Annotated in this window: 11 protein-coding genes; 9 read left to right on the plus strand and 2 right to left on the minus strand. The window is 70.8% G+C overall.

The window, feature by feature from the left end:
* The first annotated feature begins 74 nt into the window (after positions 1 to 74).
* The 7 genes from murJ to JOD64_RS14235 all read left to right on the plus strand — a co-directional run bounded on the left by murJ (position 75) and on the right by JOD64_RS14235 (position 8,469).
* On the plus strand, positions 75 to 1,829 hold the full coding sequence (gene murJ / locus JOD64_RS14205; protein ID WP_204942670.1) for a murein biosynthesis integral membrane protein MurJ: 1,755 nt from the start codon (positions 75 to 77) through the stop codon (positions 1,827 to 1,829).
* A gap of 444 nt (positions 1,830 to 2,273) precedes the next feature.
* Positions 2,274 to 3,881 (plus strand): protein kinase family protein, encoded by a 1,608-nt coding sequence (locus JOD64_RS14210; RefSeq protein ID WP_204942671.1) that lies wholly within the window; start codon positions 2,274 to 2,276, stop codon positions 3,879 to 3,881.
* Positions 3,882 to 3,924: 43 nt separating this feature from the next.
* Complete coding sequence (gene sigM / locus JOD64_RS14215; RefSeq protein WP_204946058.1) at positions 3,925 to 4,641, plus strand: RNA polymerase sigma factor SigM; 717 nt, start codon at positions 3,925 to 3,927, stop codon at positions 4,639 to 4,641.
* Entirely contained in the window at positions 4,638 to 5,654 is a 1,017-nt protein-coding gene (locus tag JOD64_RS14220; RefSeq protein ID WP_204942672.1) for an RsmA family anti-sigma factor, read from the plus strand. The genes sigM and JOD64_RS14220 overlap by 4 nt, the downstream gene beginning before the upstream one ends.
* A gap of 183 nt (positions 5,655 to 5,837) precedes the next feature.
* Entirely contained in the window at positions 5,838 to 6,788 is a 951-nt protein-coding gene (gene trxB / locus JOD64_RS14225) for a thioredoxin-disulfide reductase (RefSeq protein ID WP_204942673.1), read from the plus strand.
* Between the two features lie 32 nt (positions 6,789 to 6,820).
* The gene (gene trxA, locus JOD64_RS14230) at positions 6,821 to 7,144 is read left to right on the plus strand and encodes a thioredoxin (RefSeq protein WP_204942674.1); all 324 of its coding nucleotides are present in this window, start codon (positions 6,821 to 6,823) and stop codon (positions 7,142 to 7,144) included.
* Positions 7,145 to 7,305: 161 nt separating this feature from the next.
* The gene (locus JOD64_RS14235) at positions 7,306 to 8,469 is read left to right on the plus strand and encodes an N-acetylmuramoyl-L-alanine amidase (RefSeq protein ID WP_204942675.1); all 1,164 of its coding nucleotides are present in this window, start codon (positions 7,306 to 7,308) and stop codon (positions 8,467 to 8,469) included.
* A 37-nt stretch (positions 8,470 to 8,506) separates the two neighbouring features.
* Here JOD64_RS14235 and JOD64_RS14240 read toward each other — a convergent pair whose 3' ends face one another.
* Complete coding sequence (locus tag JOD64_RS14240; RefSeq protein ID WP_110564833.1) at positions 8,507 to 9,172, minus strand: GNAT family N-acetyltransferase; 666 nt, start codon at positions 9,170 to 9,172, stop codon at positions 8,507 to 8,509.
* A gap of 296 nt (positions 9,173 to 9,468) precedes the next feature.
* On the opposite strand from JOD64_RS14240, the gene JOD64_RS14245 reads away from it, so the two are divergent.
* Together JOD64_RS14245 and JOD64_RS14250 are read left to right on the plus strand one after the other, a co-directional pair.
* Complete coding sequence (locus tag JOD64_RS14245) at positions 9,469 to 10,782, plus strand: aminotransferase-like domain-containing protein (protein ID WP_204942676.1); 1,314 nt, start codon at positions 9,469 to 9,471, stop codon at positions 10,780 to 10,782.
* 7 nt (positions 10,783 to 10,789) lie between these two features.
* Positions 10,790 to 11,794 (plus strand): D-alanine--D-alanine ligase family protein, encoded by a 1,005-nt coding sequence (locus JOD64_RS14250; RefSeq protein WP_204942677.1) that lies wholly within the window; start codon positions 10,790 to 10,792, stop codon positions 11,792 to 11,794.
* 97 nt (positions 11,795 to 11,891) lie between these two features.
* Here the strand turns inward: JOD64_RS14250 and JOD64_RS32990 are convergent, their stop codons facing one another.
* On the minus strand, positions 11,892 to 12,860 hold the full coding sequence (locus tag JOD64_RS32990) for a hypothetical protein (protein ID WP_239560899.1): 969 nt from the start codon (positions 12,858 to 12,860) through the stop codon (positions 11,892 to 11,894).
* Positions 12,861 to 14,353: the final 1,493 nt, after the last annotated feature.

Genomic DNA, 14,353 nt, shown 5'->3' on the forward strand with positions numbered 1-14,353 from the left:
ACGGGTGGCGGTTGACTAAGGTCTGTGGCGTGCGGGTCGGTGCCCGACTCGACATACCCCCTGGGAGGCTGGAGATGAGCGGCGGGCTCTACCGCAGCGCCAACGCCACGGAGGGTGGTGCGGGCGCTGGCTTCCGGCCCGGCGACGGCGCCACCTTCATCTCCGCGGAGCCGCTCAACCAGCCGTCGATGGAGTCGACCGCACCTCCGCAGGAGCAGGTGGGCGAGGCTAGCGCCGCGACCAACAGTGCGGTGATGGCGGTCGGCAGCCTGGTCAGCCGGGGTACGGGCTTCCTCCGCAACCTGGTGATCGGGGCGGCGCTCGGTGGCGGGTTCGTCGGCAACGCGTACACCACGGCGCAGATCCTGCCCGGGATGGTCTACGAGTTCCTGCTGGGCGGCGTCCTCACCAGCGTGCTAATCCCGGTGCTGGTGCGCCGACGCAAGATCGATGCCGACGGCGGCCAGGCGTACGCCCAGCGGCTGCTGACCCTCGCGGTGCTGGCGCTCGGCGCGGCTGCCGTCCTGGCGGTGGCCCTGGCGTCGCCGCTGACCTGGCTGTATGGCGGCCACGAGTCGACCAACGGGTATTCGGGCCTGGTCACCAGCCTGTCGTACCTGACACTGCCAATGATCTTCTTCTCCGGGTTGAGCGCGCTCATCAGCGCGGTGCTCAACACCCGGGGTCACTTCGCCGCGCCGATGTGGGCGCCGATCCTCAACAACCTGGTGGTCATCGGCACTGCCGGCCTCTACATCGCCGTGTTCGGGGCGAAGATCGTCCGGCCGGATGACATGACCCCCGGGCGGGTCTTCCTCATCGGTGGCGGCACCCTGCTCGGCGTCGCGGTCCAGGCAATCGGTCTGCTGCCGGCGCTGCGCAAGGTCGGGTTCCGCTGGAAGCTGCGCTTCGACTTCCGGGCGCTCGGCCTGCGGGAACTGGGTCGACTCGGGGCCTGGATGATCTGCTACGTCGCGGTGAGCCAGGTCGGCCTGATCGTGCTCTTCAACCTGCTGAACCGGGTGCGCGAGGAGAACGCCGCCGGGCCACTGATCTACAACAACGTCTTCCTGCTGCTGATGACCGCACACGGCATCATCGCCGTCTCGATCATCACGGCGCTGATGCCCCGGATGAGCGCGGCCGCCGCCGACGGCCGGTACGCCGACCTCGCCGCCGACCTTTCCCGGGGCACCCGCACGGTCACCGCGGTGCTCGCGCCGATCGCGGTCTGCTACGCCGTCCTCGCCACGCCGATCGCGTTCACTCTGTTCCGGTTCGGCGCCTTCAACGAGGACAACGCCACCGCCACCTCCGTCGTGCTGCTCGCCGCAGCGGTGGCGCTGGTTCCGTTCGCGGTGAGCCAGCTCTTCACCTTCGCCTTCTACGCGCTGCCGGACACCCGCACCCCCGCGCTGATCAACATCCCAGTGGTGGCGCTGCGGGTCGGCGTGCAGATCGTGCTCTTCGTGGCCTTCTCGGCGACCTTCGCCGGCGCCGGGATGATGATCGGTAACGCGGTCTCCTATCTGGCGGCGGCAATCGGGTCCGCCTGGCTGCTCCGTCCCCGGGTCGGCCGTATCGGCCTCGGCGAGATCACTCGCACCGCCGGCCGGGTCCTGCTCGCGGCACTCGGCGCAGCGCTGGTCGGCCTGCTCGTGGTCAAGCTGCTCCCCGGCGACGCCACGCCGACCCGTCTCGAGGCCATCGTGCAACTCCTCATCGGCGGCGCGGTGATCGGCGGGACCTACCTGGGTCTGGCCATGCTGCTGCGGATCGGAGAGATCACCGAGGTGGTCGGCATGGTCCGCCGCCGCCTCGGTCGCTGACCGGCAGCGGTCGGTCACAAAATTTGCCAACCACACGGACCGTGACGGCGGATCACCAGGCTGGGGACACGCCTGTGGATAACTCCGCGATTCGCCGGTCACCCACCGCATCAGCCTGTGGATAACCAACCGTACGGCTGAGCGTGGCAAGCCGATCGGCGGGAACATGCCTGTTGGCGGGAGTGTCCCAACAGCCCAGCCCCGGCGTCGGTCACTTGCGGTGAAGCCGTAGATTAGCTAGTACATGTGCCAGCAACGTGGCTGACAACGGTCGTAACCGGACGAGTTCTTCGACTGCCGGAAGCCCGCCGGTTACGGCGGGAAGATGACATGTCGGGGAGACGGGCAACCCAGGTAAGGTCGCTCTCGACGGGTACGGCAGGGGCCGACGCTGCGCGTCGACACCGGTCGGCCGGTTCCTTCAACGGCAGAGCGGGAAGCCACATGCCCAGCAGTGCGGGTCCATCGATCGACACGATCACCGAGGGAGGACGGGTGACTCAGGTCGGCGAGGGTCAGGAGGCGGACGAAAGCGCTCCTCCGGTCATGACCTTCGGTGCTCCCACGGCCGGTGAAGTCCTCGCCGAGCGTTACGAGCTGGTCGAGCACATCAACAACGACAGCGCGGGTCGACTGGTCTGGCGCGGGGTCGATGTCATCCTGCGCCGTCCCGTCGCGGTGGTGCTGCGCTACCCGGGTGGCGACTCCGCCACCGAAATGCTTCAAGCCGCCGTCGCGGCCAGCCGCGTCATCCACCCCAACCTGGTCGGCGTGTACGACGCGATCGACGAGGCCGACCGGGCGTACGTGGTGCGCGAGTGGGTCGACGGGCAGTCCCTGCGTGACCTGGCGACCGATGGTCCGCTGGATCCGGCCCGCGCAACCTCGATCGGCAACGCCGTCGCGAGCGCACTCGCCGCAGTGCACGCCACCGGCATGGTGCACGGCAACGTCCACCCCGGCACCGTCATGATCAGTGACGAGGGCCGCGTGGTCCTGGCCGACGCGCGCACCGATGGCGCCGACAGCCAGGAGAACGACATCCGGGCAGTCGGCGGCGTCCTCTACTTCGCCCTGACCGGCTACTGGCCGCACGCCGAGGCACCGCTGCACGGCGCCACCGCCGGCCATGGCCGTGCCGCCATCCCGGACGCCGTTCGGGATGCCGGGGGCGCCCTCGCGGCGCCCCGTCAGGTCCGGGCGGGTGTGCCCGCGTACCTCGACGACCTGACCATGGATCTGCTCGACGCCGAGATCGCGCCGCCGTCCTCCGATGTGCTCGCCGCCGAGTTGGCCCGACTGGACGTGCCGGCCGAGGAGGAGCACTACCTCGAAAACAGCGGCCCGCTGCGGTTCGCTGCCGACACCGGGGAAGAGCCGTCGCCGTTGGCCGCGGCAGGTGGTCGCAAGGTCGCCGTGGGCATCGCCGGTCTGCTGGCGGTCGCCCTGGTCGGTCTGCTGATCGGGATCAGCACGCTGGGCGACAAGGACCCGCAGGCCGGCCAGAGCCCCGCTCCGTCCGCGACCGCCCCGGCCGGCGATGCCACCCCGGCCGCCGCCACTGTCCGCAAGCTGCCCGTGAAGGACGTCCGGATCATCGACCCGGACAGCCAGAAGCGCGATGAGCTGGGCGGCGCCGACAAGGTGATCGACGGCGACGCGGACAAGGGCTGGGGCACCGATACGTACACGGCCGCCAAGTTCGGCAACCGGAAGTCGGGCATGGGGATCTGGCTGGATCTCGGCGAGCCGCACACCGTCAAGTCGGTGCAGGCGGTGCTCTCGGCCCGCGGCGCCTCCGCCCAACTCCTCACCGGCACCATCAACCCGCCGTCGACCTCCAACGGCGACAAGCAGCTGATGGCCAACTACAAGACCGACAAGACCGCCATTGGGCAGCCGTTCGTGGACCACGATGGCACGACCATGGCGTTCGACGGCTTCGACGCCGACGCGAAATACCAGTACCTGCTGTTCTGGATCACCGAGTTGCCGGCCAGCGAGCGGGGCTTCCAGGTCGACGTCCAGGAGATCACGGTCCAGGGGTCGTGAGCCCGGCACCTACCCCGTGGCACCGCATCCGCAGGGCGTGGTGATGGACGGGCACGCCGCCGCTTCAGATCTGGAGTTGCTGCGTGCCCACGTCGATGGTGACCAGCACGCTTTCGCCGAGCTGTTCCACCGGCACCGCGACCGGCTCTGGGCGGTCGCCCTGCGTACGCTCGGTGACCGTGAGGAGGCCGCCGACGCACTCCAGGACGCGCTGCTCTCCGCGCACCGGGCGGCCGGCCGGTTCCGAGGTGACTCAGCCGTCACGACCTGGCTGCACCGCATCGTGGTGAACGCCTGCCTGGACCGGATCCGTCGTCGGCAGGCGCACCCGACCGTGCCGCTTCCGGACGGCAACCGTGCGGAGGCCGGCTCGGGCATCGGCGGTGTGGAGCCGACCGCACCCGCGCAGGACCACGACACCGCGCTGGTGGTCCGCGAGGCGCTCGCCACGCTGCCCATCGAGCAACGTGCCGCGCTGGTGCTGGTGGACGTACAGGGCTACCCGGTCGCCGAGGTCGCCCGGATCCTCGGTGTCGCCGAGGGGACGGTGAAGAGCCGATGTGCCCGGGGGCGGGCCCGGCTCGCGGCGCTGCTCGGGCATCTTCGCCCTGCCGTCGCCACGACGCCTTCAGCCCGACCGGACCCGACCGGCTCGACCAGAGAGGTGCCGGGCGTCACGCCGGGGAACCCAGGCCCGGCCGAGGGCGTCGGATCGGGGTCGGGCCGGTATCGGCGGGACGCCAACCAGGAGGACACGTGACGACCGAGGGGTTCCGGGAGGTCGACGACGACCTCCTCGCTGACTACCTCGGCGGGGCGTTGGACGGCACCCCGCAGCAGGAGGAGGTCGCCCGGCTGGTGTCCACGGACCCGGCCTGGGCCGAGGCGTACGCGCTGCTCGCTCCCGCGCTGACGGAGGTCCGCGCGGACCTGGCCCGTTGGGCCGAGCCGTCGCCCGAGATGCCGCAGGCGACCGCCGACCGTCTCTTCGCCGCGCTGGCCGCCGCAGGAGCGATGCCGAAGGACGCCTCGACCGACGAGGACACCGACGCTCCCGAGGTCGACCGGCACGGCGACGACGCCACGCCGCCGGTCGTTCCGGTGCAAGGCGGAGCTGGTCGCCGGCCAGCCGTCCCCACACCCGCCGGGTCGAGTCGCTGGGCGCCCACCGGCCCGGGTCGTCGCCGGCGCGGCTGGGTCCGCCGAGGCGCGCCGGTGGCCGCCGCGGCGATCGCCGTCGTCGCGGTCGCGCTCGGCCTCAACCAGCTCTCGATGAACGCGGCGGACACCGCCGGCAGCGCCCTGAACCACCCGGCCAGCGCACCCGAGGCCGCCGCGGCGGCGGGGGCGGCCCGCACCACCGGGCCGGCACTGCGCAGCGGTACGGACTACACCCCGCAAACCCTCGGCGACGCGCAGGGCGCTGACGCGCAGAGCAGACCGGTCCCCACCCGGGCCACCGGCAGCACGCCTGGCACCCAGCCGGGGGTGGACGCCGAGGAGGATCGACGTCCCTCGCCCGACGGGCGGGACCAACTGGCCCGGCTGACCGCAGAGGCCGCGCTGACGACCTGCCTGGCCGAGGTGGCGGCGGAGCACGGATCCGCCCCGCTGGTGGTCGAGGTGATCGACTACGCGCGGTTCCAGGGCGAGCAGGCGCTAATCATCCGTTTCACCGACGCGACCGGGGCCCGCTGGGCCTGGGTGAGCGGCCCGGAGTGCGGCGTGCCTGGGTCCGGCTCGGACAGCCGGTATTCAGCGCGGGTAGGGTGAATCCACGGTCAACGGCACGTAGACCGCCCACGTGACCTGACCCACCGGATGCCCGGCTCGGGAATCCCCGGTTCGTACGATGACGTTCTGGAAGTCAGCTGCCGGCCCCACCCAGGCGTCGGCAACTCGGATCAGCATCGGTGCTCGCGCCGACGCCGAACACACACAACTCGGGAGACGGCAGTGGACGAGGTCCGCAACCTGATCATCATCGGCTCCGGGCCGGCCGGCTACACGGCGGCGGTCTACGCCGCACGCGCCAACCTGAAGCCGCTGATCATTGAGGGCGTGCAGTCCGGTGGCGCGCTGATGACCACGACCGAGGTGGAAAACTTCCCCGGCTTCGCGGACGGCATCCTCGGCCCCGAGCTGATGGACAACATGCGCAAGCAGGCCGAGCGGTTCGGTGCGGAGTTCCTCACCGACGACGTGACCCGTGTCGAGCTGGTGGACACCGGCGACGCCGGCTCCGGTGCGGTGAGCACCGTCTGGGTCGGCGAGACCGCCTACCGCGCCCGAGCGGTCATCCTTTCCACCGGTTCGGCCTGGCGTCCGCTGGGCGTGCCTGGTGAGCAGGAGTTCCTCGGCCACGGCGTCTCCGCGTGCGCCACCTGTGACGGCTTCTTCTTCCGCAACCAGCAGATCGTGGTCGTCGGTGGCGGTGACTCGGCGATGGAGGAGGCCACCTTCCTCACCCGCTTCGCCGAATCGGTCACCATCATCCACCGGCGCGACTCGTTCCGGGCCAGCAAGATCATGGCCGACCGGGCGCTGAGCAACGAGAAGATCAAGGTCGAGTGGAACAGCACCGTCGAGGAGATCCTCGGCGATGACGGCAAGGTCACCGGCGTACGGGTCCGAAACGTGCACACCGGCGAAACCAAGGTGCTGGACGTCACCGGAGTCTTCGTGGCCATCGGTCACGACCCGCGCAGCGAACTCTTCCGTGGCCAGGTCGAGCTGGACGACGAGGGCTACGTGAAGGTCCAGGCCCCCGGCACCAGCACCAACGTGCCCGGCGTCTTCGCCGCCGGCGACGTGGTCGACCACACCTACCGTCAGGCGATCACCGCGGCCGGCACCGGTTGTGCCGCCGCGCTCGACGCCGAGCGGTTCATCGCGACGCTCAGCTGAAGCAACGCAACACATCCCGGAGGAGGGGCATAGTGGGAAAGACCAAGGCGGTCACCGACGCGAGTTTCATCGCCGACGTGCTGCAGGCCGACAAGCCGGTTCTGGTGGACTTCTGGGCCGAGTGGTGCGGGCCGTGCCGCAAGGTGTCGCCGCTGCTCGAGGAGATCGCCGGCGAGATGGGTGACCAGGTCACCATCGTCAAGCTCAACATCGACGAGAACCCCGAGACCGCCCGGGCCTACCGGGTGATGTCGGTGCCGACGCTCACCGTCTTCAAGAACGGCGAGCCGGTGCAGTCGATCGCCGGTGCCAAGCCGAAGGGTGAGCTGGTCCGACTCATCGAATCGGCTCTCTGACCAGCAGAAACATCCACTGAACCCCGTACCCGCTCGCCGGGTGCGGGGTTCAGTGTCTTCCCGGCCGCGTTTTTCCCGCCCAAGCCACCTCGCCGCCTCGGAACGCATAGCCTCAAGCCTGGGCCGCCCGGCCAGCCAGCGTCGTGCAGAGGGGGTCGTGCGTGCGTCCGATCCGACCCGGTGACCGGGGACCCGCGGTCACCGAGATCCGCAGCATCCTGACCGGCCTCGACCTGCTCACCGTCGCCGGGCCGCACACCGACGAGTTCAACCTCGACACCGAGCGAGCGGTCCGCGCTTTCCAGCAGTCCCGAGGGCTCAGCGTGGACGGCCGGGTCGGGGCGGAGACCTGGCGCGCCCTGGACGCCGCCCGCTGGCGGCTCGGCGCCCGCACCCTCTACCACGCGGTCCCCGATCCACTCAGCGGCGAGGACGTCCGGTCGCTGCAGGAGCGACTGCTGGAGATGGGGTACGACGTGGGCCGGGCGGACGCCATCTACGGCATCCGCACCTCCCGGGCCGTGGCCCAGTTCCAACGCGAGGTGGGCCTCACCCCCGACGGCTCCTGCGGCCCCCACACCATGAACGCGCTGCGCCGGATCGGCCGCAAGGTGGTCGGCGGCCGCCCGCAGTGGCTACGCGAATCTGACGCTATCCGGCAGTCCGGGCCGGCGTTGGTCGGCAAGACGGTGGTCATCGACCCCGGGCACGGGGGCACCGACCCTGGCATGGTGGTGCCCGACGGGTCGCTGCGCTGGACGGAAGCGGACCTGATGCATGACCTGGCCAGCCGGCTGGAGGGGCGACTCGCCGCAACCGGGGTGCGGGTGCAACTCACCCGGGGCCCGTCGCCCGACAGATGCCTGCCGGATGCCGACCGTGCCCTGCTGGCCAATTCGCTGGGCGCCGACGTGTTCATCTCGCTGCACGTGGACGGTCACGCCAACCCGGCCGCGGAGGGCGTCGCGACCTACCACTACGGCACCGACAACGGGGTGACGTCCGCGACGGGTGAACGCCTGGCCGGGCTGGTGCAGCGGGAGATCGTCGCCCGGACCGGGCTACGGGACTGCCGCACCCATGCCAAGACCTGGGACCTTCTGCGACTGACGCGGATGCCCGCCGTCCGGGTCGAGGTCGGCTACCTCACCTCGCCCACGGACCGCGCCCACCTGGTCGACCCCCGCTTCCGGGACCGGGTGGTGGAAGCGATCGTGGCCGCGGTGCAACGGATGTACTACCCGATCGAACGGGACGTTCCCACCGGCTCGCTGGACGTCAGCGAACTACGGGCCGTCGTCACCGCCGGCACGGTGCTCGACTGATCCGCTGCGCGGTGGGCAGTCGCCGCGGGTTCAGTCGTCAGCCGTTGGTCGAGCGGGTGGCCGGGGCGGGACGGACCGGGCGGAGCAGGGTCTCCGGGCTCATCGAGCCGAGCAGCTTTTCCAGCGCGTACTCGACGTCGGACTTCCAGCTCAGCGCGGTCCGCAGCTCAAGGCGCAGCCGGGGGAAACGCGGATGCGGACGTACGGTCTTGAACCCCACTGAGAGGAAGAAGTCGACGGGTGCCACGCAGCCACCGGCAGGGTCGTCCGCGTCGCCGAACTTCGCGTCGCCGAACGCCTCGATGGCCTTGATCCCCCGCTTGGTCAGGTCCCGGGCGACGCCCTGCACCAGCATCCGGCCCAGCCCGCCACCGGCGAACGCGGCGACCACGTTGGCGGTCATCAGCAGTGCCGCGTCAGCGGAGACCGGCGAGGTCGGGAACGCCATCGAGCGGGGCACGTAGGCAGGCGGGGCGTACATCACGAAGCCCGCCGGCATGCCGTCGACGTACGCGAGCTTGCCGCAGGAGCCCCACTCCAGCAACGTCTGGGAGACCCACGCCTCTTTCTCCAGACCCGGGTCGCCGGCGGCGCAGGCCCGGTCCGCGGAGACCGGATCAAGCTCCCAGTAGACGCACTGCCGGCACGGGCGAGGAAGGTCTTCCAACGTGTCGAGGGTCAGGCTGACCAGACGTCGCGACATATGGCGCATCCCCACAATAGGCTCGGTGGTAAGACCGGCATGGAACGACAGCGCCGCCTTCCTGCCCCCCCGACGAGCGATCGTACGCCGCGCATCGGCGCTGCGGGAGGGGACGCGCAGATGCCCACCACACCGGGGGACGCCCAGGACGGTCCGCCATGTGGTCGATCCGTCTCGGCACGCCGTCAGCGTGGCGCTGGCGGACTAGGATCGACAATTGGTGTCCCGCCGCCATGGTCAGCGGTGGATGGGGTACCCGGGGCGGGAGCCACCCGAGCAGCGATCGAGGTGAGGTCATGACCGGCACGACGCTCGACGACTACACCGACCGGTACGCCCGGCGGGTACGCGGGATGACCGCCTCCGAGATTCGAGCATTGTTCGCGGTGGCCAGTCGTCCGGAGGTCGTCTCGCTCGCCGGTGGCGCACCGTACATCGCCGCGCTTCCTCTGGACGCGGTCGGTGAGATGCTCGGCCGGCTCGGCTCCGAACATGGCGTGACCACCCTGCAGTACGGCATCGGTCAAGGCACCCTCGAGCTGCGCGAACGGATCTGCGAGGTGATGTCGCTTTCCGGGATCGACGCCGCGTGTGGCGCCTCACCGGAGGACGTCGTGGTCACCGTCGGCGGGCAGCAGGCACTGGACCTGGTGGCCCGACTCTTCCTCGACCCGGGTGACGTGGTGCTCGCCGAGGGGCCGACGTACGTCGGTGCGCTCGGAGTGTTCCAGGCAGCCCAGGCGCAGGTCGCGCACGTCGCGATGGATGCGGACGGGCTGATCCCGGAGGCATTGGAGACGGCCATCGCCGACCTGGCCCGCGCGGGTCGACGGGTGAAGTTCCTCTACACGATCCCCACCTACCAGAACCCCACCGGCGTGACGCTCAGCGAGGAGCGCCGGGAGCGGGTGCTCGACATCTGCGAACGCGCCGGCCTGCTCGTCGTCGAGGACGACCCGTACGGTCAGTTGGGGTTCGAGGGTGAGGCGCCAGCGCCGCTGCGGGCCCGCCGCCGGGACGGCGTCTTCTACCTCAGCACCTTCTCCAAGACCTTTGCCCCGGGGCTGCGGGTCGGCTGGATCCTGGCGCCGCACGCGGTACGCGACAAACTGGTCATCGCCAGCGAGGCGCAGATCCTCTGCCCCAGTGGCTACGCCCAGGCCGCAGTGGCCACCTATCTGGGCACCATGCCGTGGCGGCAGCAGCTCAAGGTCTATCGGGAGGTCTACCGGGAACGCCGGGACGCCCTGCTCGACGCGATGGCCGACCTGATGCCCGAAGGCACCAGCTGGACCACCCCGGCCGGCGGTCTCTTCGTGTGGGCCACCCTGCCCGACGGGCTCGACTCGAAGGCCATGATGCCGCGGGCGATCGCCGCCCGAGTCGCTTACGTGCCCGGCACCGGCTTCTACGCCGACGGCACCGGCACCGGTGCCATGCGGTTGAATTTCAGCTTTCCGCCGCCGGAGCGGATCCGTGAGGGCGTCCGCCGACTCGCCGGTGTGATGGAGCAGGAGACCGCGATGCGCCGGGTCTTCGGTGCCGTGGGCGGTGCCGCCGGCCGGCGCGGCCAGGCCGGCTCCGACGTGCCAGGGCCCGACTTGGCATGATGCCGGCATGGGTACGACCGCCGCCGAGCGCCTCCTCGTGACCAATTCCGCCGTCTCGGCCGACCTCCACGTTGTGGTGCTCGCGGGTGGGCTTTCCTACGAACGGGACGTCTCACTGCGCTCCGGTCGCCGGGTGCTCGACGCACTGCGCGCCGTTGGGGTGGAAGCCGAACTGCGGGACGCCGACGTGGCCCTGCTGCCGGTGCTGGCCGCCGACCCACCGGACGCGGTGGTCATCGCGCTGCACGGTGCCACCGGCGAGGACGGCTCGCTGCGCGGCGTGCTGGACCTGTGCGACATCCCGTACGTCGGCTGCGACGCCCGTGCCTCCCGAGTCGCCTGGGACAAGCCGTCGGCCAAGGCGGTGCTCCGCGAGGCTGGCATCCCCACCCCGGACTGGGTGGCCCTCCCGCACGATCGCTTCTCCGAGCTTGGCGCGGTCGCCGTACTGGACCGGATCGTCGACCGACTGGGCCTACCCCTGATGGTCAAGCCGGCACAGGGCGGTTCGGGGCTGGGTGGTGCGGTGGTCCGGGACGCCGCGGCGCTGCCCGCCGCGATGGTGGGTTGCTTCGCGTACGACTCCACGGCCCTGGTGGAGCGGTACGTGCCCGGCATGGACGTGGCGGTTTCCGTGGTCGATCTCGGCGACGGGCCACAGGCGCTGCCACCGGTGGAGATCGTGCCGCGTAACGGCGTGTACGACTATGCCGCCCGCTACACGGCTGGACGGACCACCTGGCACGCTCCGGCCCGCCTGGCGCCGGAGGTGGCCGCCACCGTCGCTGACGTGGCCCTCGCCGCGCACACCGCGCTCGGTCTGCGGGACCTCTCTCGCGTCGACGTGATCGTGGATGCCACCGGCCAACCGCACGTGCTGGAGGTCAACGTCTCGCCCGGCATGACGGAGACGTCGCTGCTGCCGCTCGCCGTGCAGGCGGCGGGGCTGGACTTTGGCCGACTCCTCGGCACCCTGGTCGCCCGAGCGGCGGCACGCCTCACCACTTCCTGACCTACTCGCGCATCGGTTGGGGCGCAGCGCTGCCCAGGGCCGACCAAGAGGGTGCGGCCCGTCTGCCGGTGCCACCCCTCATGGTCGGCCCGCAGTGTCAGCGGGTGGTGCCGTTCGTGTGTGGGGTTGCGGCAGGTGCCACACCCGAGGTGCCGCTGTCCGAGGTGCCGCCATCCCGGGTGCCGCCGGGCTTGGCGGCCTGGTTGGTGGCTCCGTTGGCCGCGTCGGTGGCGGCCTCGTCATCGGTACCGCCCGACCGCTGACGAGGGATTGCGGGTCCGCCGGTGGGTTCCACCGGGGCGTCGGTGCGGAACGCTTGAGCGGCGGACGCCGCCGCACTGGACGCTGAGGCGGTGGACGCTGAAGTGGTGGGAGCGTCGGTCGCCACCTTCGTCGTGGCGGCCGGCTGAGTGGATCCACCCGGCGGATCGTTGACGGCGGCCGTGGCATCGGCATCGGGGTCGGCGTCGGCGTCGGCGTCGGCGTCGGCATCCGGGTGCACGGGATCGGCTGAGGACGCCACGTCGCCGCCGGTCTGCTCCGCACCGCCGGCCTGCTCCGCACCGGGAGTCGGCTCGGGCGCCGGTTCCGGAATCTCATCTGCCGCCTCGATGACCGAGACTGCCTCCGCGACAGCAGCTTCCGCAACGGCTGCGGCCGCTGCGGCAGCGGCATCCGCAGCGGCGGACTGAGCCAGCAGGCTGGACGGCGCCTGCCACTGGATGCGGGGCGGCTCAGCGAGCGGACGGCCACCGAATTCGGCGAGCCAGGCGGCGACGAGCGCCAGATTCTCTCGCCACTGCGCCTCGGAGATTGGCGGCAGAATCGAGTCCCACAGTGACAGGAACGTGCCCCGCAACTGAAGGCGGCCGTACGGTCGGGCGAGGAACCACATGTGCAGGTGGGCTGAGCCGTCGCCCCACCGATTGACGTGCACCCGCGCCACACCGTCGAGAGACCGGATGGCCCGCTCCAGCCGTACGGTCATCACACCCAACTCGGCGGCGAGCAGGTTCGGCAGGTCACCGAGATCGAGGTGCGTCCGCGATTCCAGGATGAGCACCATGGGCAGGCCCGTGGGCCGGTCCATCGCGCGTACCCGCCACCTCTCACCCACCCAGATATAGGCGTCGTCGGGTGCGTTGCAGGCGGTGCATTCCCGGAGACCCTCGCCCTTCCGAGGCGGTTCGACCGGGACCGGATCATCGAGTTGCTTCACGTGGAGGTCACCCTCGAAGGGGAACGACGGCCACTGGGTGAAGTCCGGAACTGAGGGAGGGGTGTCGTGCACGACGCTGACCCTAACCGAGTCTGGCACCGCTGTCCCTACCTGTTTGACCGGCCTGGACCGACCGGATCATCGCCCTCCGTCGACCAGGTACGCCGAGTCACCACTAGCACCAAGAAGCGATATCCACAGGCTGCCGAGATCCTGAACACACGCCGTCATCCACAGGCTTGCACCCGCTCCCACGCGCTGTTTCACGTGAAACAGGGGGTGCCTGTGGACAACGGGTGTGGATAACTTTTTGGCTCCACGGTCGTTGTCCGCGGACCGCAGAATCGCTCGACGGCGACCCACCTGGGCGCCGCTGCCGGAACGGTGCGGCCCTGACCTCGTTCTTCCTCAGTGAATGCCCCTCCAGATGAGACGGGCTGCGCCGCCGGGGGCCGGCGCCCACGCCGGCACGATTGCCGACACGCTCGCTGGAAGGCTCGACGCGCATGGGCTCACGGGGCGGCGTCCCAGAGATGTTGGCCGGAGCTGCGTGCTCACACGATGGGAGAGGTATGGCGGCCATCGTGCGGTCAGCGAGGCCGCTGTCCCAAAGCTGGTCGAAAAGGCACCACCACGCGAGCCCGCACGAGGCACATGATCGCGGCGCGGCGCGGCGCGGCGCGGCACGCCACGGCGCGGCACGCCACGGCGCGGCACGGCACGGCGCACGGTCGGGTCGGGGCGGGCACAAGACCGACTCCATATCGCCGATATTGCTGCGTCCCGGGCGCTGGGATACCGCAATATCGCGGACATGGAGTCGGTCACGATCGCTTGATTGGCTCGGGGCGGCACGGCCCCACGGCGCACAGCGGCTTACCGGCGCGCGGTGGACCGCGCAGGGCGGCGCACGGTGCACGCCGCACTGCCACAGCACACAACGCTCGGGGCGCGAGCCGGAACGGAGCGCGAGCCGGAACGGAGCGCGAGCCGGGGGGCTCAAGGCACGAGGCACAGGCACAGGCACAAGACTGGCGGCGGGGCACGAGCCAAAAGCGCGGGCGCGAGGCGGGGGCGCGAGCCGGGGCACGGACCGGGGCGAGGACCGGGGCGAAGGCGAGCGGGGGTAGGAACACGCACGGCACGATCCACCCCCGCACGAGCACTGAGATGACCGTGGACAGCCCAGGCCGCCCAGAGCCACCCCCAGCGGCATGCAGTGCGGCAGTGGGCCGCTCAGCGGCCCGCAGGGGCACTGCATGCTCACTCCCGTGAGCCGCGCAGCGTCCTGACGGTCCACAGCGACTCCGTTTCACGTGAAACAGAGCTACGCGTTGCCC

Origin of the sequence: Micromonospora luteifusca (assembly GCF_016907275.1) — a bacterium.
GTDB classification, from domain to species: domain Bacteria; phylum Actinomycetota; class Actinomycetes; order Mycobacteriales; family Micromonosporaceae; genus Micromonospora; species Micromonospora luteifusca.